Source organism: Desulfonatronum sp. SC1 (assembly GCF_003046795.1).
GTDB lineage: Bacteria > Desulfobacterota > Desulfovibrionia > Desulfovibrionales > Desulfonatronaceae > Desulfonatronum.
The window spans coordinates 68,330-91,387 of sequence record NZ_PZKN01000009.1 but is presented as its reverse complement, the minus strand read 5'-3'; the positions used below and the strand labels follow the sequence as shown (position 1 = coordinate 91,387).

Sequence of the window (23,058 nt, the reverse complement as noted above, 5' to 3'; positions counted from 1 at the left end):
CGGAGTTGTCCCATGTCCCCTCCTGTCGTGCACGCCCAGGGTGTGTGCTTCGCCTATGATGGACATCCCGTCCTGGAAGACGTGGAGCTGCGTGTGCGCCAGGGGGAATTTCTGGCCGTGCTGGGACCCAACGGGGGGGGGAAGACCACGCTGCTAAAGATCCTGCTGGGAATCCTGAAGCCACGCAAAGGCGTCGCCTCCGTGCTCGGCGCGGCCCCTGGAAGGATGCCCCGCAAGGTGGGGTATGTTCCGCAACACACCAGTATTCATACCCAATTTCCCATTATGGTTGAAGACGTGGTGTTGCTCGGTCGCTTGCCTCAGCGCTCCTTTTGGCGCGGTTTCGACGCGGCGGACCGGGAGGCGACGCGCCTAGCCCTAGAGCGGGTGGGCATGTGGGGTTTGCGCGATCGGCGCATCGGCCGGCTTTCCGGCGGTCAACGGCAACGGGTCTTTATCGCCAGAGCCCTGGCCAACGACCCGGAACTGCTCTTTCTGGACGAACCCACGGCCAGCGTGGACCGGGACTTTCAGACGGCCCTCTATGATTTGCTCAAGGAATTGAACGCGTCCATGACCATCATCGTGGTCAGCCATGATCTCTCCATTCTTTCCAGCTACGCCACGTCCGTGGCCTGCGTGAACAAAACGCTCTTTTACCATGACCGGGCCGAGTTCACCCAGACAATGCTTGAAACCGTCTACCACTGCCCCGTGGAACTGGTGACCCACGGGCCGGTGCCCCACCGAGTGCTTAAGGAGCATCGCTGCTCATGATCCCGGATTTTCTCCAGTACGAATTCATGCGCAACGCCTTGGCGGCCTGTTTGCTGATCAGCGTTTGTTGCGGGGTGATGGGGGCCTTGGTTGTGGTCAACCGTCTTGTCTTTCTGTCCGGCGGAGTCGCCCACGCTTCCTATGGCGGGGTGGGCGCGGCGATCTATCTGGGCGCGTCGCCGTATCTCGGCGCCGCGCTGTTCGCTTTGCTGGCTTCCTTGGTCATGGGCGGGATCAGTTTGGGGGCCAAGCATCGCAGCGACGCCACCATTGGCGTGATCTGGGCCGTGGGCATGGCCGCGGGGATCATCCTGGTGGACATGACCCCTGGGTACAACGTGGACTTGATGAGCTACCTGTTTGGCAGCATTCTGTTGGTGCCCAGCACAAGCCTATGGCTGATGGCCGCGTTGAATCTGGTGGTGCTGGGCTGGGTGAGGCTTTTCTATCACGACCTGTTGGCCATGTCATACGACGAGGAGCATGCACGGGTTATGGGCGTCCCGGTGCGCGGCCTGTATTTCAGCCTTTTGGCTCTGGCCGCGTTGACCGTGGTAACGGTCATCCAGGCCGTGGGCTTGATTCTGGTCATCGCGCTGTTGACCATTCCAGCCGTGATGGCGGAAAGGGTTGCGCGTTCACTGGGAATCATGATGGCTTGGTCCGTGCTACTCTGCGCCGTGTTCTGCGTAAGCGGATTGCTTCTGGCCTACTCCCTGAATCTGACCGCTGGTGCGGCCATCGTCATGGTGGCGGCTGGCGGATTCTTTCTGTCCCGGCTTTGGGGAAAGATGCGAGGAGCACCTCATACTCCTTGACCCACAACTTCATGTCGAATCAAAATAAAGTTGGTAACTTTTTCGGACAGGAGGCAAGCAAATACGGGCAGTAAAATTTCTGAAAAAAAATAAAGTTGGTAACTAATTGATTGCTTTCTCCATAAGGCTTCCAAAATTATGTAAAATAAAGTTGGTAACTTTAGGAGGCAATTGTTAGGCCTTAGCCATGACCCTCTCTCAAAAGCCGACGAGAACAGCGTGGCAGTTGAGGTGGCCCCCTTTGTCCAGGCAAAAATGAGTCAGTTTATGATGGAATCTGGACTCATTCGCAGCTGCACGGTGCTGCCCCGGGCTAACGGTTTTACCTTTTACCTCTGTTGCTACCGCGGTGCGAACTTGTTTGCAACTGCCGTCCCACCAAAGCCAGCTCTTGAAGGAGAGGCCGTCAGGGATGAACCAGCCAAAAAGTGGTATGATCCCTGGTGATACCGTCCCACCAAAACTCACCATTGAAGAAGTGGTTCGAGGATGAATCGGTTACAAAAATTGGTAAGACCCTCGGCAGAGAGGTGGGTCTGCTTCTTGAGCATTGGAGGAAGGTGGGTCAATTTATCTGAGCATAGGGCGGGTCAAATCTCTGAGCGTTGAGGATGGTCAGACGGTCGTACCAGATACCGTTCTTGATGAAAAAATTGCCAGGATGTGGCAGTCTTAAAAAGTGGTCCCACCCCTGGTCACACCGTTGGTCCTACCCCTGGTCCAACCCCTGGTCCCACCCCTGGTCCAACCGTTGGTCCCACCGTTGGACCAAAAGCCGCTCTTGAAGAAGGGGCTGTCGAGGATGAATCGGATATAAAAAGTGGTAAGAGCCATGGTCAGACGGTCGTGCCAGTGCTGGGCCATAAGCGCGTCCAGAGCATCCAGAGCGTCACCAAATGGAGCAGCCAATATTGATTCAAGATTGTCAGATGCGCTCACACGAAACCCTCCTCAACTTTTCTGCCCCGATTTCTTGAATTCATTCCTTGCCATGTGTCGCTATGCCTTCAATTTCAACAATTCATCATCCAAACCATAGCGAACCACATCGATCCGGTCGCTGCGTTGGGATACAAAGTCACCGGTCATCACGGGGAGCTGGAATGGGAAGAATGCCGGGTTGTTCAGGAGCAGCCCCAATGCGCCCTTGCCCTCCGGGGTGGCGAGGAGTGCGGACTCGAACATCAGGATGGCCAGTTTTGGTTCGGCAATACTCACCAGGGCGGCTTTCTCATAGCAGCCTTTGGCCTCGGAATCCTTCAGGGCTCCCCAGGCGACAAAGGAGCGGATGACAAATCTCGCATAGCGACTCACGGTTTGCCGGTCGCCGTACTGTTCCTTGAGGCGGTTGATGATCTGCGTCTGGGTCACCTGATCCTGCAAGGACAACAGGCGGCCGGTCTGACGGGCTACAGAGAACCAGAACGGATAGACCGCTGAGATCAGCCCCCAGTGAACCGCCAGGGCCATGGACGGGTTTGCCTGCAGAAACGCCAGCGAGGTATCCCGGAATGAAATTAGTTCGGGGTCAGGAGAGACCCAGATCTTCATCAGGTTGTTGACGACAAATGTCCGGGTCTGATCGCTTCGTTCACCTTCAGTGCCGTTGCCTTTTCTGTCCGTGAGGAACTCATGCAGCTCCTGGCGGATGGTTTTTGCATCGAGTCCAGCCAGCAAAAGATTGGCTACTTTCTGCATCCACTCGAAACGGATCGCCTGCTTGATGCCAATGGCTTCGTGTCTTTTGCCCATCACCGAGTCCTCCTTTCAAACTTCACCAGGGGCACGATGACTTCTTCAATGGCTACACCGCCGTGACCTACGATGACATCTCCTGGACTAACAAACGCGTCGTGGCCATTGACCACCAAGGGGAAATAGTTTGGTGGCAATCCGACTGGTTGCCACTTGTGGGCAAAAGGAAAGGCTCCTGCCACCTGAGCGCGGAGTTCCGGGGTGGGATATACGCGAACCCGCTCGCCGCGAGTTTCGGCAATCACACCCTCAGATGGGCGGCCTTTGCCGTCACATTGAATGTTGCCGTGATCAGCCGTCAGCCATACCTCATAGCCGTATTCCAACAGTTGGCCGACCAGGGCGGCCAGAAAACCACCTTGGCACCATTGCTTGATCTGGTTGTGCATCCCGGCTGAGCCGAGTTGCATCCCGTGCATGATCTTGTCTACCTTGTCTATGACCAGCCCCACCACCTTGGTCCTCCCATGGTGGATTGCGATGTCGAGGACGCCCGCAGCATCGCCGTCGCCAAGGCCTCGCTGGTAAGCGACATCCAGCCGGGACAGTCCATGGCCTTCCCAGAACTGCTTCCAGAGTTTCTCTTCGCTGTTTGTCGAGTTGATGGATGAGGGGAAAAAGAGCGGCGGCTTGCCCGAAAAAATTGATTGCCGCGATACCGATGTCAGCGTTGGAATCCAGGCAAAAGTTGCGGATTCGCGCATGACCAGGCTGGCATCCTGCTTTTGCAGAAGCTGGCGGATGGTCACCCACTGATCCAAGGCAAGTCCATCGATCACAATCAGCGCAGCTCGGCTGTCAGTGGAATCCTCGATGTCCCGAGCCAGGCGGCGCGGCACATGGTGCAGCATGGCCGGAGTGGTCGGCGGCAAGTTGATCAGACTCGAGTAGTGGCCAGTCAGCCAGCCGGCAAAGGTTGTGTTCAAGGCATCGCCGATTTCCCTGAGCCGGGTCTGATACTCGGTGCTTATGCTGCAATGAACCAGCGAGGACAGTTCCGCCCATTTTAATGCAAAGGCGGTCCAGTCTGAGTAACGCGCTTCCGCTGTGGGCAGATCTTTTTCGACAAGATCAAACAAACCAGAGATCCGCAGACCGTCATCGGCAAAGACGGACGTGGCAATACCGCTCCGAACCCAGGACCCAGCATCCACTTCAATGCCTTTGGCCTCGACAGGAGTGAGTTTCCCCTCCAGGAAAAGGTTGTCGATGTAGACCTTGATGTCCTGATGGTCGAACGGCAGGTGATCCGGACCAGGATACTTGAGGCCAAAACCTGGCGAGTCATCTCTGACCTGATTGGCACCGCCAAGTCTGGAAAGAAAAACCGGCCAGCGTTCCTGCAAAAAGGTGAAGAATGCCTCGTCGTCCGGAACGATTTCAGAAAGCGGCCAGGACTTGAGTCCATCATGGCCTTTAATAACCTGGATGAGCCGCTCGGCCAGCATCAGAGGAATCTGAAGTTTGCCGTAATGCAAACGGAGCAAGGCGCGAAGCAGGTCCACCTCGTTGGCAATCAACTCCGCCGCGATGCCGAACACATGACGGAGAATGAAATCCTTGGTGGCGTTGTCGCCCATGCGATCCAGTGACGACTTGCGCTGAGCTTCAAAAAGCGCGTCCAGCAGGCTCCGGTCAAGCTTCTCGATGACCGGGTAACTGAGCGTTGGGAAAAGCTCCCCCAGGTTGAACGACAGCTTCCTGCCCGCCTGGAGCAGATCGTAAGGCAAGGATTCAAGTTCGGCATCCTGCAACCTGAGGATCACCACCAGATCGGTGTGCTTGCCCTGGTCCCAGATAGAGCGGTATTTGGACTCATAGGCGTATCTGAATTCGACCGGGTCATTGAACTCGATCAGGTCGAAGCCTCGCCCGCGAAGCGCCAGCGACAGTTTCTCCTCGGACAACAGACAGTCCGGGTCGGCGACCAAGGTCAGTTTGCTGACGTTGGGGACAAAGTCGTTCAGGATGGCATCCCGCCAGCTACTCATTTTTGAAGTTGCACCAAGAGTCATTGTGATCCTCATCTGCGCAAATACTCTCGGAGCTTCAAGTAACGGGCATCTTGCGCAAAATGTGACGCGGTCTGCACAATCTCATCCAAACATTGACCCAACTCCATGAGCGCCCACTGCTGTTCGGCAATTACTGCATCTAGCAGCAGCAATGCCTCCGCAGGGAACTGTCTGCACAGTCCAGATTCGTCCAGAAGATGCACGATATAGTGCGGGTGTTCAATCGGTTGCAGCCAGACACGGAGCAGCGTCAATGCTTCGGGGAACGCATCTTGTGCCGCTATGCACAGGTGGCCAAGACTTTCGGCGATGTCGGGTGAAATGTTGTCTCGCGTTTTAGGCCAGATGGCGTGAAGGTACGGGGCAACCCGGTTGGTCCAGTAGTCGGCACGTTGATCGCCCGCGCCCTCAAGCGCTCTCACCAATGCTTGTGCTGCATCGTGCAAACCGTCCGGCGGGAGTGAGCGGGTGGCGGCCGCCAGCTCAGCCGTGGTGAAGGTGTCACCTGGGTCGAGGGCAGCAAATGTCAGTAACGATGCGTAATGGCCGTTGTGCTTGCCCAATGCCGCAAAATGGCGCGCGGTATCGAGGAAGGCCGGCTTAAGCATTTCCATCAGAGGACAGTACAGGCGCGGTGACCACAGGAAACCTTCCCACACCGCGCGCGCTTCGGCTTCCGATCGTTGCCAGTCAAAAAGGGGCAACAGGTGGTGCGTCGCCCAATCCCGGTCCACGCGGAACAACGTGATGACATGCGCCGCCAGCAAAACACGGCCATGCCGAAACTTGTCGATCCCGGTATCGCAAAGCTCAGTGAACGTGGGCTTGAGCTCTGCGGGCAAACATTGCCCATCCTCCAGTGAGCGTCGATACCACCAGCGCAGCAGTGCCTCCGTTACCTGACCCACGGGATGGTTGATGGCTCGCCCGACGGGGTCATCGGTATCGACGACATCCTGATGATCCAGCGCCAGGATGCGGCGAGCTAACCCGAAGAAGTGCGTTTCGTGTCCCTCGAAGGTCTTTGCAATGGCCTGCAGCCACCAGCTGACACCATGGGCGAGCGTTTGCAGCATTTCATCGGGCGCATTTACAAGGACCTGGGCCATGTACCGCCAAGAGCGGTTTTGTAGTTCCTCTTCTGACCACGCCTGTAACGCATCCCGCCAGCGATCATACGGCCAAACATTCTGTCCTGCCAAATGACACAAGGCGTACGCCGTGCTTTGAAAGCTATCCTTGCACCTTTCTCGCCAGTCGTCTTGTTTCGACTCGGGCAACACCGTGTTTGCGATCAAGTAGTTCAATAGGCCGCGCCTGCTGCGAGGTATTGATACGAAATCCCGCCATGGGTCCCTGTCACCGACCCAGCCACTCTCCATCCAGTAAGGAAACTCATCGCTCTGATCCACCGCGAGTTGCCACTCAGGATACTGAGCTGAGAGCCTGTCCAGCCGGTCCTTGGCAACTATACCCAAGACCGCACCAGCCTCGACGATCTTTGCCAGCCGGAGCCAGATTGTGCGGTCAACAATTCGTGTCCAGCGCTCGGGCTCGATGTTATCCTTGAACATATCATGGGGAGGGCCGTCGAGCACGGCCTGTTCCAGTGCCCGCAGCATCACCTCATCGAGTTGCGGTGCCAGGGCCACGAGCAGGCGCATGGTTTCCCGTTCGGTTTCCACCGACCACAGCCACCAGTGATCGGCCGCCAGCAGCCAATCGAGTGCACGCCGGAGGGGTATTACATTGCTCTGTGCGGCGGCAAAGAGGGCGAGACGCCGGAACAGCGGATAGGGCGTGTGCGACCACGATTCCGCCATGAGTTCCGCGCGCTCGGGGGATTGGGCCGCTGTGGCCAGCCACGCATCCCGGGTCAGTTCGATCAAGGCCGTCCAGTCGTGGAAGTCACGGTTCTGAGGGTGTCCACTGATCGAGGGTTGATGTATATAGGATAGGTCGCTCCGGGCTTCTGCACTGCCGAGCTCACGCATCAGATCGAGTGCATCGCGCAACAACGTGCTGAAATCGGATAGCAGCTCCGGCAATGCGGCGGTCCAGCGTTCATCCCTGGGCAGATCCCGCATTCTGGAATGGACGTGATCCGTCGAAAGCACGATCTCCCATTCCACCAGATCTTTAATCTGCGACGGCTCTGGGCTTTCCCGGTCATCATCCGGCCAACTGAAGGGTTCGCGCAGAGACACGCGCGGTGTCAACATCTCGCGCAGCTCCAGACGCAAGGTGGCGGTGAGACCATCACGTTTAAAGCGGTCGCGCCAGCGATAAAGGTTGTAGTCGCGCAGCCACGATTTCACGCGCCCGGTCAGCAGCAGTCGCCACAGGGTCCGCATCAGCGGACCGGGGATCGCGTTGGGTGCGTTTTCACGAATACGCGCCAATTTGGCGGTGTTGCCCTCGCGTTCAAGCTGGGCCAACTCGTCGAGGCGGTGTTCTATCAACCGGATCAGGTCGTCGTGCAGTTGTCCGCCGCGCTTGACAAGCCACAGCAGCAGGGCCGGATCATCGAGGTGGCGGATCATCCAATGTGCCAAATGCCCCATCACCTTGTCCCAGTGGCTGCCGCGCGCACCAGTATCAACGACACACATCGACGGCGCGAGTGGATACTGCGAGGGTCTGCGAGTCAGGCTGAAGGTGAGCTTGTCATCGGCAGGTGTCTTCGGCGGAACACCGAAACGATTCAGATCAGCGTGGCCGTAGCGGTCCTCGCTCAAAGGTGCCAACCAGTCCAGCGACGGCACGGGGTCAAGCTCGGCAAAGCGCTTGGCGGGCAGGCCGTCCGGATCGCTGAGCGCCCACAGCATTCGGGGGATGAAGTAGTCCTGTTTAGTGCTCGCCAGCGGTCGCGCTATGGCACATTCGACCACGATGCGCTCTTTACCGCGCACGCCGTCGCGGTAGGTCTCGGCCCATGCGCGCAGTGTCTTGTGCAGATAGGCGTGCCGGTTGTGCTCGCGGTAGAGGATGGGCGTGACATTCTTGGCCCGCCACTCGTTGGCCCGTTCCTCTTCCTTGCGCTTGGAAAAGCTGCCGAACGCGAACATCTCCGGTGGCGACTCGCCGAGCAGGCGGTCGGCGGCCAGGGCATCCATCATGTAGCGCAATACCGGGTCGTTGATGCTGTAACCGACGAAGCAGACGGTGCAGCTGCGGAACAGCTCGCTGACGAAACGCGCCGCCCAACGCTCGGTGAGATAAGCTAGGCCGAAATCGCCGCTGGAGATGACCAGCCGGTCCAGCTCGCTCGCGGTCGGTGCCGCACCGAGCAGGCCGTGCAGATACACCAGGCCATTCCAACGGTTCTTCGGTACAGGCAACAGTGGGGCCTTGAAGCTCTCGACGGGCAGCGACTTCGCGGCGATCACTTCCTCGAACAGGCGATCGAAGTTGGTGGTGATGAGGCGGGTGTGGCCGTTACGGCACTTGCCCAACATTAGCAGCGCCTCGTGGGTTGCCGAGGCGTTCGGGGCGTTGAGGTCGGGCTTCAGGATGTCTGCGACCGCTTTGCGAACAATCGCCTCTTTGCGGCCGCCGATGATATCCGCTTCCAGCAGGCCGATGGCGGTATCGAACTGTCCGGCCTTGATCGCTGCCTGCTGCACCGCGTTGGGTGTGACGGCCAATACCGTGTAGAGCTTGTCGATCAGACCCGCGAAACCCGGCAGGCGCGCAGGGTAGGAAATGCCCGCACCGCAGAAGAAAACCACACGGCCATCTTCGTGCGCCTGCAAGAGGGCATCAGGGATATCGGGGCCATTAGTTATAAACTGCATTGGGGTGCCTTGACGACGCGTAACATCAGCAACGACCTGATTTCCGGTACGATCTGCCGCGCTGATAGCAGTTCATGCCGCCACTCAGCTTCCTCGGCATCACAGCGGGCCAGACGGTACTGGCGTACTTCAGGCAGCCCAACTCGCTCGATAGCCTTGCGCCGGGAGGTGAAGGCGACCATGCCGCGTTCCTCTTCCCGTGTCACCGAATCAATGTGAGCCTGTTGCAATGTGTCGAACAGCTCCTGCCCGGCCTGCTCTGCTGCTTCCTGCAAGCGCGTATAGACGGTAATGGATTCATCCTGTCCAAGGGTGTCTTGCATTTCAACTTCCGCTGTCTGCAGCGCATCCCAGATATGCCGGGCAGTGGGCAGAAACAGTTTGCCTTCCTCGCTCAAAAACACGCTGACATAGCCACGCCGCACAGTGGGGATGCGCAGAAGTTGCGTCTTCTGGTGCATCCCGGCCTGAAGGCGAACTTCAAACAGGCCCCAAAAACCTGCGATGTTGGCTGGCAGTCCATTTAAGCTTACGCAAGGCAAAGGCTGACCGGCGGCCATCTGTGGCAGATTCAGGGCAAGGCCACGGACCCGGTTGTTTTCAAGATTGAGCAGCGTGGCATCAGTCAGGCGCTCCGCTTCCCGGGCGCTAAAAACGCATTTGCGATGCTGCTGGCCATCCGGCCAGCCCAGGTCCCACCACGAACGCTTGCGGGTGACAGCACCGCCATGGGAGTTGAGGTAGCCAACCGTCATTCGCTCCACCCAGTGGGGTAGCGGATGGGAGCGTAGACGCTCAGCGGCCTGTACATCCGGTTCTTCAGAGATGCCGAAAATCGCCGAAGACTCTCGCACATGCTGAATCTCATCTCGAATACGGGCTACTGTGTGATCAACGGAGGTCTCGATACCATCTGGATTGAGAATCGCCGTGGTGAACACATCCTCAAACAATTCTCCGGCCTGGGCGGAGTCGAGAACGTCGCCGGTCTTATCGATGCCGAACTCCTCGAAGATCACGGAGAGCTTCTGCTCCAACACTTCGCGGACCCGGAACTCGACCGAATCCTCAAAAACAAAATTGATCGCCCGCACCGTTTTGGGCTGGCCGATTCGGTCAACGCGTCCGATCCGCTGTTCCAGCCGCATCGGGTTCCACGGGATGTCGTAGTTGATGATAACGTGGGCGAACTGCAGGTTCAGGCCTTCGCCGCCTGCGTCGGTGGAAACCAGCACGCGGTGCGACTTGCGGAAGGCATCCTGGGCCTGCATCCGCTCCTCCATACCCATGGAACCGTTCAGGGTGACGACCGAGATGCCCCGCGCTTCAAGAAACTCCTTGAGCATCTGCTGCGTAGGCACGAACTCAGTGAAAATCAGCACCTTCAGATCCGGCTCGTTTTCCTCGGCTTGCAACTTGTAGATCTGTTCGATCAACGCCTCAGCCTTGGCATCCGGCCCCGCCTGCTCACAACGGACTGCCGCGTCGAGTAGGGTCTCAACCAGACTCCTTTCGTTCTGGAGGGCCGACACATGGGACTTCAGCAATTCTTCGAGCAATTCCTGGCCGTCCATGTCGTACAGTTCGTCGAAACTGTCCGATTCCTCCGCGATGTTTTCAAGCTCCGCCAGTCGCATACTGGCTTGTTGCTCGCCATCCTTGAGCGCCCCAAGCCGACGTTCCAAAGTGGTGCGGATCGCCCGGGTGCTGGAGACCACCAGGCGCTGCATCAGGATCATCAAAAAACCGATGTGGCGCTTCTTCTCGCGCAAGGCCTGGTTGTAGCCCTCGCGCACGTAGTCGGTAACCGCTTCGTAAAGTAGCTGCTGCAGGTGATGGCGGCTCTCCCAGACCACAGGAGCCATCAGCGTGCGTCGAGGTTTAAAAAGCGGCTTCCCATCAGCATCGATGGCCTTGCGCTTTTCAGTGCGGATGACATACGGGGCAACCCGCTCGCGGGAGACGCTGCCCATATCCGGAAAAGCGGCATCATCCAGCAGGTTCATCAAGCGATGGAAGGCATCGGTTTTGCCTTGGTGAGGCGTAGCCGAGAGCAGCAGCAAATAGGGCGCGGCTTCCGCCAATCCCTGGCCGAGTTTGTAGCGGGCAACCTGGTCGGTGCTGCCACCCAGCCGGTGCGCTTCATCCACAATCACTAGGTCCCAACCGGCAGTAATCAGATCCTCGAATCGGCTGCGGTTGTATTCGGCAACTCGTTCTGCCGTCCAACCGCGACGTCTGTCCATGGGTTTGACCGAATCCAGGGAGACGATGACTTGATCAAACATCGACCAGGCTGAACTTCGGTGGTTTGCCATTGGGGCAAGACGTTGTAATGTGCTGATATCGTCGCCCAGCACGAGCCGGAACTGTTCGCTAAAGTGTGTCTGCATTTCCGCCATCCACTGGGTGGCGATACCTTTGGGGGAGACAACCAAGGTTCGACGCACCAGCCCGCGTAACTTGAGTTCACGCATGACCAAGCCGGCCTCGATGGTCTTGCCGAGACCCACCTCGTCAGCCAGCAAGTATCGCACGCGGTCGCCGGAGATGGCCCGGGACAAGGCGTGGATCTGGTGCGGTAGAGGAATGACGTTGGACTCCATGGGAGCCAGCAATACATGACCCTCGATGGCGCTGGTGGAGCCCTCGAGCACCTCGGCCACCTTGGCTGCGGCGGCCACATAGGCAATGCGTCCGGCCTCGATCTCCGGCTGCAGGTCGGCACTCAGCGGCCGCAAAGCGGAGCGGGGCACGCGCACCACTGCGTCCTGGTTCGGCAACCAGACACGGCACACCGTCTGCCCCCACAGGATCTGTTCTTCGATGACCTTGCAGGCACTGTTATGAACGGTGCTGTATTGCCAGTGGTCAGTCATTCGCTGTTCGCTGAATAGTCACTTTGAAGAGATTCCCGTCCCGATCATCTTCAAAATGAATATGAGGATAGGCCTTTAAAGCACGGATGATGCCGCTTCCTAGGCCTCGGTAAGGCAGAATTTTTGTCGCAAAGGAAGCTAGGATGGGGTTCCGAATATTCGAGTTTCCACTTGTTATATTTTCAATCGTTAAGTTATTGGGCAGGTGCCCAGGGCTAATTATCTCTACTCGGTTGTCAAAAATAAAAATTCTTACAGGTGCGGTTACAAAATAATCCCGGTGAATGAGAGCATTGGCGATGAGTTCTTCAAGCGCGATTGGCGGGATTTCGGGCTGACCTGGAGCGTTCACATCTTGATCGCCTTGGACATGATGAATGTTGGCAAGCACAAAACTCATGCTTTGTCGAAATATATCGGGCAACTTTCCTGAAATATCTCGGCTATCCATATATTCCGTCTCATGGATTTCATTGCCCCGGAAAGCAATAGCTTTAACGATAAATGCCGGCAACTTGAAGCTTGGATTTTTTGCAAATAGCAGTGCGCCGGCGATATTTAGAGAACTGTCTTTCATCAAATTCATATTGTGGAGAAGTTCCGGCAATGCCAGCTCCTGCTGTTCGAGCGATTCTCTAAAATTTCTTTCGAAAAACTCCCTGAAGTAATCAACATCAAGGTCGGCAACTGTCAGCCCCGCAACAGGGATCTCATCACCATGAATTAAGCTGGCACTCTGATATAGCCGCTGAATTTCCTCCCGAGACGTTGCTTTACGCTTGTCAGACCCGCTCTTTACCCAGATCACTCCATTTTTATCCATATAGGGCTTGCTGATGCCATCCGGAACAATCACATGCATAACAAGCCCGCTGGGAGTAGGGATGTTTTCCGTCAATGGATTTATCGGTGGCCTAACTTGCTGCGATGCCGCATTTGAGACCAACTGGTTAAGTCGCCCCATGTCGCTCCGTTCCAATCCAGAGAATGTGCCATCATTGCTCACACCGATGAAAATTGAACCACCTCCGGAGTTACTGAAGGCAACCATCTCCTGTGCCAAAGACGTTTCATTCGTAATGTTGGCCTTAAACTGATGCTTGCTGTCCTCGTCACGACTTATTATTTCAAGGAGCTCAGCGGTTTCCATATTTCATATCTCCTTTTGCGCTGCCTGAATGCCTCTTCACCGCCCTCCATAATGTCAACAATTTCCTGTTGAAGTTTTGGACAGTCGATGCTTCCACTTACAGCATGGATTTTATCATCGGAATATGAGCAAGCGATAACTTGCTCTGCATCACCAAGCACAGGAAAATTGGCGTTATGAGTAGCGAAGACAAACTGGGTTTTCGGCTTTAAACTTTGAATTAGCTTGATAACATCTTCATAAATTGTCTGATTATCCAAATCATCTTCTGGCTGATCAATAAGGAAAACGTCATTTTCCTGTTGACTTAGCACAAAGAGGATCAACGCAGATGCCCGCTGGCCCAAGGAATGGTGTTTCAGTTCTTTGCCCCTATATTTGATAGTGAAACGATTGGGGACTTGAAAAGTCAGAAGCGCTTCAAGATTATTACTGAAGTATTGCCCAAAAACATCTGCCGAGTTTCCAACCTCCCTTTTGACAGAGTTCCAATCCTTATACATGGCTCCAAAGTCGGCATAGCTATCGGAAAGATTCTGAAATGTAGATTCCCGGATTCGGCTGCCACGAAAAATTTCCTTCATAAAATTAATAAAGGCTACTTTGTCACCTTTGAACTCAGCAGCGATCGCCAGAGATGAATGACCTTCGTTGACCTTATCCAATTCGCCCTTTATAGTCTTAAACTCTTCGTGCCAAAGATCATTTAATGCAGCTAGATCCTTTAAAAAATCTCCTCTTAAACTTCCGCGAACTGCCTCTTCTTTTTCTAAAGCCTGCAGCATTTGCGTGGCCTGATCCACCGTCTTCCTAAGGTTTCGGAATTCTTCCGGACGAATGGCCTGTACTCCAGCCTCTTTCAATTGTTCGGCCAGCTTTCTTTCGATTTCTGCAAATTCCTCCTTAAGCCCTTCCTTGAGCTTACTGAATTCCTCTGATTTCGTCCGAAGTGCGGCTAGCACTTGATTTCCAGAAGCAAGGGCATCCTTAGTGCGATTAAAAGAGTCAATGAGCTGATCGTAGTCTGCAAAAAAGGTATCAAAAAAATCTTTGTTCTGTTTTGAAGTATAAATTCGCTGGTTGTTTAAATCATCCTCATATTGATTGATGAATGATTCCAGATCGCGCAGATAGCCTTGAACGAAAGTAAGCACTTGAGTGCATTTCCTCGAATCCGCATCAAAATCTACCTGCTTTTGAAGCCTCTCCTCAACTCCGTATTTTTTGTAGAATTCAAGCCTGAATTCAGCGTCCTGCTTTTTACTTTTGTATTCTGCCTTTTTCTCTTCAACATTGGAAAGCTTCTTTAATCGACTGACAATCTCCGTAACCTTTTGGCTCTGGTCAGAAAGGCGAGCACGAATGCCAGCCAGCTTTTCGCCAACCAGTTTTTCTACTAAATCTTTTTCAAAGCCTTCCCCTGTCGAAGAGAGATCTTTCTGTCCAAAATAAATGGGTTTATGCAAAACAGTTTCCCGAATTGATATGCCCGGTTGGAGAATGCCCTTAACATAAACATCTGGCTTTTCCCGGCTGATACGCCTGATTTCGTATTGCTGCCCTCGCTGATCAAATGCCTTGAGCGTAATTTTTCCTCCGCTTCCCAAGGCGTGTTCAACGAGGCGGGTCTTATAATCGGTATCCAGTGCTTTTTCGCCAAACGGAATATCCAGGGCATAGCGGATCGCTTCCACAATGGAAGATTTTCCACTACCCCGAATACCAATGAGTGTATTTAACTCAGGAGAAAGGTTGATAGTCTTTCCATCAAGTACGCCTCCATCAAAGGAGACACTTTGAATGTGTGAATGTTTATAAATTAGTGGTTGGCATGCAAGGCGGTGGTTATGATCCAGAAGTGCGTACTTGACTGCCTCAAATGTAAAATCGCCTATTTTCAGGTAGCACTTCTCCCCTTTTCCAATTTGATCAATTGACTTGGGGTCTGATCCTTCCACTTCCGCAGGATAAGTCTCACAGAGCCAATCTTGAACTTTTACACGGCATTTACGGTCTGGCATAACATGGGTTCGAACTTTTTGAAATGCCAAGGCTCTCCGGCAAAAGAGATCTGATTTCCCTAATTCCTGCAGGCGGCCTCCGTCCAATTCGTTCCATAATCCGCTTTTATCTTCGACATGCGCAAACACCAGGAAAAAATCTTTGTTATATCCTTCGAGTTTTTTGATGGTCTCTAGCAAGCCCAATGAACTTCTACCATTTTCATTTTCGTATTGATCTGGTATTTTCCCCTCGAACGCAACGTTGAGAAATTGATTGATATAATTTTTCCCATTCGCCAACCATTCTTCACCGAAAACGACGAGAGTGTGAATGCCGTTACTTCCGTCATTAACGGACAGTTCGACACCAGGCAAAAGAAAAATGCCTTGTTTTCGAGCGGACTTTCGTAACGCCTTGAATTCATCAAAGTCGAACTTGTTGTGATTTGCAATCAGACCGACTTCAATGGCGGCATCCTTCAACGCATGGATGTAATCCGAGCAATAAAAGTCGGGGTTCCCCGCAAAGGAGAATTCCTTGTCGGCCGCAGTGTGAAGATGAAAATCGGCACGCACCCAACGGCTACCCTGAGGAAATTTTTCATTACATGCTGCCATTATTCGCCTCCCATTCTGGTTACTGCCTGGTCGTACCACATGAGCAGCTTGGGGTCTTCTTCAAGAACGTTGTTGGGAATCTTGTAGGCCACGGCGACGATGACGGCGTAGTCGCGCTCCTGCCAGGCTTTCTTGAATCCGGCGCGGACAGCCTCCAGGCGGAAGACCTTGAGTTTCTTTTTGACCTCTTTGTATTCCTCGAACTCCTTGAGTAGTGCCTTCTCGCGCAGCTTCTCCAGGTCGCCCGCCTTGTTGGGATCAGGCACGTACCAGCGGTCGCGTGCCTTGGCGACCAGGGTCGGATTATCCTTGGGCAGGTTACGCAGCTCTTTCCAGTTGGTGGAGAGGTAGGCGTGGATCTGCTCGGGCACCGGGCCTTTGCCGTCGTAGCAGAGGAAGTTCTGGTTCAGCAGTTCGCGCAGGTCGAGCTGTGCCTCGTTTTTGCTCCAGCCGCCGAGCTGCTGCATGAACTGCGGATTGATGCCGGAGAACGTCTGCGGTTTTTCTCTGATGAGCTGGCGGAGCCACTGGATCGACGAGGCCTCGTCGGAGACGAACATCGAAAGCTGCTGTGGGGCACCGGAGGTCATTATCTTGCGGTCGTATTCGGCCACCTGGTCCGGTAGGAAGTACATGCCGTCGCGCTCTATGAAACGTTGTGCCAGCCCGATCTGAAATTCCTGGCTAGAGATCGGCACGGGGTAACCCTTGCGGACATAGAATGCGATCATCTGGTCGAACAGGATGCGCGGATCACGTTCAGGAACAAAAAGCATCAACGCGCCTTGGCGCTTGGTGACTGGCAGATACTTTAGGTGGGTTCGGACAAAATCCCACACGCCTTCTTCAGTTTGCGCTTCCTTTTGGAAACGCTCTTCAAAACCGCCATTGGGCTTGTATGCCGAGATGACGAGGTCTTGTTTGACTGCCGTAGGGGTAGTGTAGGCTTTGAAACTTCCCTGCTTCTTGTCAAGAGCGGATACGTTGGCAACAATGAATCCGGCCTCGGTAAGCGAAGTCTGGATGCTGTTCCAAACCGCTGCGTTTGTATTTGAAAACTCTATCGTCATCCAACGGCCAGGCTTCAGGACACGATAAGCCTCTCGAAAGCATTTCGTCATCAAATGGCGATAATCATCGAGCGTTTTGCTATGAGCATCGTTCTCAATGGCTTCTGGCTCAATATTTGTCCAGATCTTAAGCCAGGACTCCCATAGAAAATTCAGTTCAGAGTAATTGATGTTTGAGCCAAATGGAGGATCGAGAAAAATGTAATCGATTGATTCTTCTGGTTGGGTATCAGATGAACTCAGCGAACTCGAGCCTATCATTACACCAGACTGGTCCATTCGGTTCCTGTAATTAGAAGAAACCTTTTTTGTTTTTGTCGCTATTGATTTAAGCGTGCTTTGTTCTCCGTGAAGGCTAGGCACGTATAGAGTGCCACCTACGAATCCCATAAACTGCCCGCCGCCGAATAATAGCCGCTTAATATTGATTTTGATCATTCTGGTTGCATAAGACTGGCAGTCTTTGGCTGCGCCCCAGAAATGATTCTTCCAAAATGAGCCCATAGTTTTGGAGAGAAATGAGCTAAACACCCATAAATTTCTCTTAGTATAAAAATGATGGGAATGCGTTATTCCAATAGGATCGTTTCTACGGGTCTCCTTCCCATCCATCAATCGGTCAACAGGGAACCAAGTCGGGATATTACTACTATCAATTTTATTAAGAAGCCCGAAGTCGTATTCATCGGGAGTCTTGGTGTAGCTTTTCCCTGACACCGAATAATTAATAAGGACTGGAATCTTTTTGGCTTGCTTTATAGTTTCATTCAATGATTGATCAAAAGTCGTTGTGAAAGCTCGTTCGGCTGTCCTCTTGGTCCAACTAGCTCCGCATCCTGGACACAAAAACTCTGATGAAACCTCGCCAGAATCCTTGTCAACAGCAGCATCCCAAAGGACAATCTCTTGCGAACATTCACCGCACAAGAACACATCAGACCAAATGGTATAATTGACATTTCCTATACGATTATCCGAGTGCTTGGTCTCATACATCCAGCCGCATTCTTTTTCGACTTCCTTGAGAATGCGTTTGACCTCTTTATCAAATGTTGCTACATCGACTGGCGTATTGTAGTTGTAGGCGATAAATGTGGCCGCTGGCGAAAGGTCGTTCAGCACAGCCCTACGAGAGCCCAGTTTTGAAAACGGCCGCCAAACCTTTTTGCCATCTTCATCGATCTCTTCCTGCAAAATGGTCTCGTCCGGCTTAACCTGGTAGCCAAGAGACATGACCACTTCGCGGTCACCACACATCTGCGCCGCTACACCGGTCATGCCGGTCCCACAGAACCCGTCGAACACGATATCTCCCGGCTGCGTGTAATGGAGGATGTAGCGCATGATGGCCTTGTGCGGCACCTTGGTGTGGTAGGAGTGCGCGTTGTAAATTGGGTCGTTTTTCCCCTCGCTCACGTCGGCCGCAAATGGTTCACGGTGATAGTGGTAGCCTTCAGGCTGTTCCGGCTTCTGCGCCTCCCACTCGGCAATGAAGTCAGCAATCCACGGGTTCGGGCAGGCGGTGTAATACGGCGGATCACTTAGATTCAGGATGTCCTCGTCGCTGCCGATGGGAAAGCCTTCGATCTTGCGGAACTCCGGGTCCTGCAGCTTCTTGCGCAGTTCCTCGGTAAAGTGGGCGCGGCGGGCCTCGTCGTTCTCAAAGGTCATGCCGAGACACGTCACCGGGCCGGAGGGCTTCTGCGGCTCTTCTAGCAGCGAATCGAACAAACTGTTTACTTTCATCTTCATAATCCTTGGCTGGTGTCTTGTTTCTCAGCTTGGTCACTTCACGGGTGACCAGGCTCGGCGGAGTTGGTCACTCGCTTAGTCACTCCTATTCCATGACGATCCGCACCTTGGCCGGGTCCTTACCCTTGGTGAGCTGATCGATGTACTCCTCAAAGCGTTTCTTCATCTCCGCCGGGGTGGCCGGGCCGTCGGTGACCTGCAGGGCCTGTTGCAGCTCCTGCGCCTTGACGGTGACCTTGACCAGACCGGAGAGCACTTCCTTCAGGGCGTGGACAAAGTTGCTGTCCAGCGGCACCGGTAGTTCCTTCGATTTGTTGAAGGCTTCCAGGGGCTCGCGGTCATCGATCTTCAACAGATCCATGTTGGCCTGGGTGATCGGGTCCTCCAGGTTGCTGAGAATGGTGGAGGTCCAGGCAGCCACCATGGCGTCGAGCTGGGCGTCCATCTGGTCGATCATCTGCGAGCCTGCCGCCGCACTGGTTTCCACCGATGGCCGGAATCCGCAATGGGGGCAGATGGGCGAGGCGTCGAGGTTTTGCTCGGTCAGGGCAAAGCAGCTCTTCAGCCCGGCCAGGCGGTTCTGGTAATCGGTAAGCTGCTGCCGGGGCATCAGGTCGATACCGGCCAGTTTGAGCAGGGTTTGCAGGCGCTGGTCGTTGAGCAGGCCCGCCTTACGCTTGTCGTCGTTTACTCCCAGCCGGGCCTTGGTGTGAAGGCCAATGTAGGCGACGGTGTAATCCTTCTTCAGCTTTTGCAGCTTGGCCCCGATGGACTGGGACTGGCTGGCCAGCTCGGTCAGGTCGGCCTGCTTGAGGGCATCCAACACGTCCTGCCGGGTGGTCTTCATGCGATCCACCCAGTCATGCTCGGCGGGCAGCACCGCCTCGGCGGTGGAGAGCCAGGATGCCGTCGGGCTGTGATCCATGATGAACTCGCGCAGGGCGTCCAGTTCATCCAGCGCCTTCACGGCCTTTTCGTGGGCCAGCACTTCGGGAGCGCTGTAGCGGAAGTTTTTCAGCTTGCCCGGCGAGGTGTAGGCCTGCAGCGATTCAAAGAAACCCTTGGCATCGTTCAGTCCATTGGCCTGGCTGGCCAGATCGGTGCCCGCAAGCAGGTCCAGTCCCCAGAAGGTGATCCCCTCGCGCAGGGTCTGCTGGGTCATGACGATGCGCTTGACGATCTTGCCCACCGCCTGCTGCAGGTTCTGCACCGGCTCGTCCTTGCCCTGGGTGACGAGCTGAGCCATACCCGGCGTCATGCCGAGCAGTTCGAACAGGGCTTTGAGCGCGGGCAGGTTCCATTCCTTGGGCTGCTCCAGGTGCTTGAAGCGGACCAGCTCGTCCATGCCGGTCGCGGCCAGTTGCGGCAACCCGGTGGCATCGAACTTCTTGCCCGGAATGGCGAGCACGATGTCGCCGGAGTAGACCAGTGACGTCAGGATGACCACCACCCATTCCGGCTCCAGACGCGAACCACCCGGGTTCATGTACTCAAGCCCGTGGTCGTCCTGGATGATCTCGCTGCGGTTGACCACCTGGCCGTGGCCCTTGGCCTTGACGGCATCGAGGATGAACCTGGTGTACTTCGATTTGTAGGGGTCGATCTTCTCGCCGTCGAGCAACTCCAGGGCGTCCAGCACGGCGGTAGCCTGCTTGGTGCGGTTCTGCCCGGCGATGGCCCGCAGGGCGTCCTGCGCGGCCTGGGCGCGGTTGTTGCCGGTGATTAGGACCGAGAAGAACGGATAGTCCGGGGCCTGGTTCTCGAAGTTCGGAGCCAGACAGACCCCGGCGATGGTGTTGACCAGGTCGCGGAAGTTGATGGTCTCGTGAGGCGAGAGGCCGGACAGGTCGCGGATCGATTTGCCCTTGGCCCATTCGGTCATCGACTTGGCGCGGCCCTGATAGGTGACCTCGAAGGCATCGCTCATGTGCTTTTGCAGCCACTGGACCAGCTTCTTCAGGAAACCGTTGGCCTTCGATTCATAGGTGGCCTTGGCGTGACCCGATGAGGTGGCGGCAAGGTCGAGGGCTGCCGCATAGCTCTTCAGCGCGGTCTGGAATTCCTCGTCGGTGCCTTTCAGGCGGAAAAAGACCTCGTCGTTGACCTTGTCATCCTTGAAGCGTGGCGGATCGTTGGGCTGGATGAAATACAGGTAGAAGTCCCGCTGCGGCACAGCGGTGGAGCGCTCGTTGGGAGCGCCAAAAAAGAGGTAGCCGGAACGGGCTGCCTTGTGTTCCTGCCAGACCAGTTCATGCTGCCAGATTCGATAACCTGTAACGTGCGTAGGAGTATCCTGGCACTCCATGACCCGCTTGAGTGCCTCGTAGTAGAAGCGATCGAGCTGAGTGTGCCCAAGGCTTTCGGCCCGTTTATCGATCAGGGCGTCGAAGTCGTCAGTCTTCTTCAGGTCGAGATAGAACTGGCGGTTGTCAGCATTGAAGGAGATGAACTGGCCGCTGACAGTTTTATGAATTTCACGCAGGACCGTTTCCACATGGGTCTGCAGGTCCTTATCGGGCTCGTCGCTGCCCAGCTCGGCGATCAGCGGATCAAACAGGCAGAGACGGTCGCGCAGTTCCTCGGCGGACGCGCCCATGGGCGCATAGATGTCGCCGGTGGTGAGACGGTGAACGGATAGCGCATGAATGAGGCGCAGCGCCATCGGCTTGTATTGCTTGCGGGTGATGGCGTTCTCGATGCGGGATTCCAACACCTGACTGCAATCAATGACCGCCCTGATCTCGGGAATAGCGCGGAACGAGGCGTTCTGCTTGAGCGTGTTCCAGTAGCTGTCGAAGGCGAGCAGACCGGGTTCGTCCTGCGGCACATCCTTGCCGAGAATGCCCTTCATGCCCATGGACAGGGTCTTGAGCACCTCGCGCTTCTCCACCACAGTGACCCTCTCGAAGGTGTCGATGTAGTCGGGATGCACCGGGAAAAGCCGGACGAATTCATCCATACGTTCGTTGAGTCCGCCATAGTATTTGGCAAAAGGCATCAGATAGTCGCGAATCTTGGCCTGCTGTTCGACGGTCTTCTTGAGCAGACGCTCGGCCACCACGAATTTCACGTCGCTACGGGCAATAAGGATCTGCTCGAAGCGGTCCTTTACCCGGCGGATGCTGTCGGCGACAAAGGCGAAGCGAGGGCTGTCGAAAATCGCTTCCTGGACACCGGCCATGAAGCGGAAGCGCAGATCCTTGCAGACCTCGCCGACCTCGCGGAGGAAGTTGAGGTCGAGGATCAGCTCCTGGTCCTTGCGGGTGCGCAGGTAGTCGAGCAGCTCGTCGACCACCAGTAGCAGGCCATGCTTGGGGAACACCTCGCCGAACTTGGCCATCATGTCTTCGAAGGCCCGTTTGTGGCTGGTGATGGTGCCTGCATCGGGAAAGACGTACTCCACGCCGAGTTTTTCGAGATGCTCTTCCAGTTCGGCCACCATGATGTCGCGCAGGGACATGGTGGTGGCTCCGATCTCGGTACGGATGACCTTGAAACGTCCGGCGATCTGAGCGGCTGCATCGCGGGCACCGGCGTGGTTCAGCCCGTCCAGCAGGGATACGTCCTCGGCAAGACTGGAAACCACCGACATCAAGTGCGATTTACCGGTTCCGTAGTTACCGACGACCAGCAAGCCCTTGTTGTCCACCGGCTGGTCGAACTGCATCTGTGGAATGACAAGCTGGGTGAGCCGTTCGGCCATTTCCTCGGAAATGACATAGGTGTTCACGAGGGTGTGCGCGGCGCTCGATTTGTCCGCATCACGCAACTGAACGACCGACTCAATCGGGTCGAATTGGATAAGATCTCCGTATTTCATGTTTGTCGTGCCTCTCTATTGTTTTTTGCCGAATCAACCGTGGCCGTGCCATCCATGCACACAATCAGCGCATCGACCGAGTCATAGCTGCGGTACTCGGGATGGCCGGTTTCGGCGTACAAAAGCCTCCCGGAAATCAATCTTCCGTTCCACGAAGCCACCACGGCCCGGTTTCTCGAAATGGACTGCAGCAGGCGCAAGGGGTCCTGCTGGAGATCCTTGTGGAAAAGGATTTCGAGATTATCCAGCATCACGGGTGCCTGAGCCTGGTCCGCGATCTGGTCGAGGATGCCCGGCAGCCGAAGCGACCGTTGCTTTGCCGTCAGCTCAAGCAGTTCGCCTGAAAGCGCCAGATTGACGTTGACGACGGATGATCCGAACTCCTCGGCAATATCCCGAAGAACGCCGGTCTTGCCGGAACCGGTCACACCTGCCAGCAGTACCAAGCGGTGATACAATCCTTCGGCTGCCTGTATGTATTGTTTTATTTTGTCGTGAATCGATTCGGCCATGGAGATCATTTCCTCTCTTGGTATCAGGCTTATCGGATCTACCTGCCACACTTACGGTGCGGCCGTATTAGTCCAAGTCCCCATATTTGAAC

General features: G+C 55.3%; 12 protein-coding genes. 2 read left to right on the top strand and 10 right to left on the bottom strand.

The features are described 5' to 3' along the window. Positions 1-12 precede the first annotated feature (12 nt). Complete coding sequence (locus C6366_RS06805; RefSeq protein WP_107736585.1) at positions 13-777, top strand: metal ABC transporter ATP-binding protein; 765 nt, start codon at positions 13-15, stop codon at positions 775-777. Beyond that, entirely contained in the window at positions 774-1,595 is an 822-nt protein-coding gene (locus C6366_RS06800; RefSeq protein WP_107736584.1) for a metal ABC transporter permease, read from the top strand. The genes C6366_RS06805 and C6366_RS06800 overlap by 4 nt, the downstream gene beginning before the upstream one ends. A gap of 672 nt (positions 1,596-2,267) precedes the next feature. Here C6366_RS06800 and C6366_RS19540 read toward each other — a convergent pair. The 10 genes from C6366_RS19540 to brxF all read right to left on the bottom strand — a co-directional run bounded on the left by C6366_RS19540 (position 2,268) and on the right by brxF (position 22,966). After that, entirely contained in the window at positions 2,268-2,534 is a 267-nt protein-coding gene (locus tag C6366_RS19540) for a hypothetical protein (protein WP_158269679.1), read from the bottom strand. 60 nt (positions 2,535-2,594) lie between these two features. Next, positions 2,595-3,347 carry a hypothetical protein gene (locus C6366_RS06790; RefSeq protein WP_107736582.1) on the bottom strand — a complete coding sequence of 251 codons (753 nt, stop codon included), beginning with the start codon at positions 3,345-3,347 and terminating at the stop codon, positions 2,595-2,597. Beyond that, positions 3,347-5,365, bottom strand: coding sequence for a BREX-3 system phosphatase PglZ (gene pglZ, locus C6366_RS06785; protein WP_233248419.1), 2,019 nt, complete (start codon positions 5,363-5,365; stop codon positions 3,347-3,349). The genes C6366_RS06790 and pglZ overlap by 1 nt, the downstream gene beginning before the upstream one ends. A gap of 8 nt (positions 5,366-5,373) precedes the next feature. Continuing rightward, positions 5,374-9,120 carry an anti-phage defense-associated sirtuin Dsr1 gene (gene dsr1, locus C6366_RS06780; RefSeq protein ID WP_199221450.1) on the bottom strand — a complete coding sequence of 1,249 codons (3,747 nt, stop codon included), beginning with the start codon at positions 9,118-9,120 and terminating at the stop codon, positions 5,374-5,376. Between the two features lie 29 nt (positions 9,121-9,149). Further along, on the bottom strand, positions 9,150-12,041 hold the full coding sequence (locus C6366_RS06775; RefSeq protein ID WP_107736579.1) for a DEAD/DEAH box helicase: 2,892 nt from the start codon (positions 12,039-12,041) through the stop codon (positions 9,150-9,152). After that, positions 12,034-13,191, bottom strand: coding sequence for an RNA-binding domain-containing protein (locus C6366_RS06770; RefSeq protein WP_107736625.1), 1,158 nt, complete (start codon positions 13,189-13,191; stop codon positions 12,034-12,036). The genes C6366_RS06775 and C6366_RS06770 overlap by 8 nt, the downstream gene beginning before the upstream one ends. Then, on the bottom strand, positions 13,164-15,812 hold the full coding sequence (locus C6366_RS06765) for a TrlF family AAA-like ATPase (RefSeq protein WP_107736578.1): 2,649 nt from the start codon (positions 15,810-15,812) through the stop codon (positions 13,164-13,166). The genes C6366_RS06770 and C6366_RS06765 overlap by 28 nt, the downstream gene beginning before the upstream one ends. Then, the gene (locus tag C6366_RS06760; protein ID WP_107736577.1) at positions 15,812-18,628 is read right to left on the bottom strand and encodes a DNA methyltransferase; all 2,817 of its coding nucleotides are present in this window, start codon (positions 18,626-18,628) and stop codon (positions 15,812-15,814) included. The genes C6366_RS06765 and C6366_RS06760 overlap by 1 nt, the downstream gene beginning before the upstream one ends. A 91-nt stretch (positions 18,629-18,719) precedes the next feature. After that, positions 18,720-22,454: a DUF6079 family protein gene (locus tag C6366_RS06755; protein ID WP_107736576.1), complete on the bottom strand. Its 3,735-nt coding sequence runs from the start codon at positions 22,452-22,454 to the stop codon at positions 18,720-18,722. Continuing rightward, a complete protein-coding gene (gene brxF, locus C6366_RS06750; RefSeq protein ID WP_107736624.1) occupies positions 22,451-22,966 on the bottom strand; it encodes a BREX-3 system P-loop-containing protein BrxF in 516 nt (171 codons plus the stop codon). The genes C6366_RS06755 and brxF overlap by 4 nt, the downstream gene beginning before the upstream one ends. Positions 22,967-23,058: the final 92 nt, after the last annotated feature.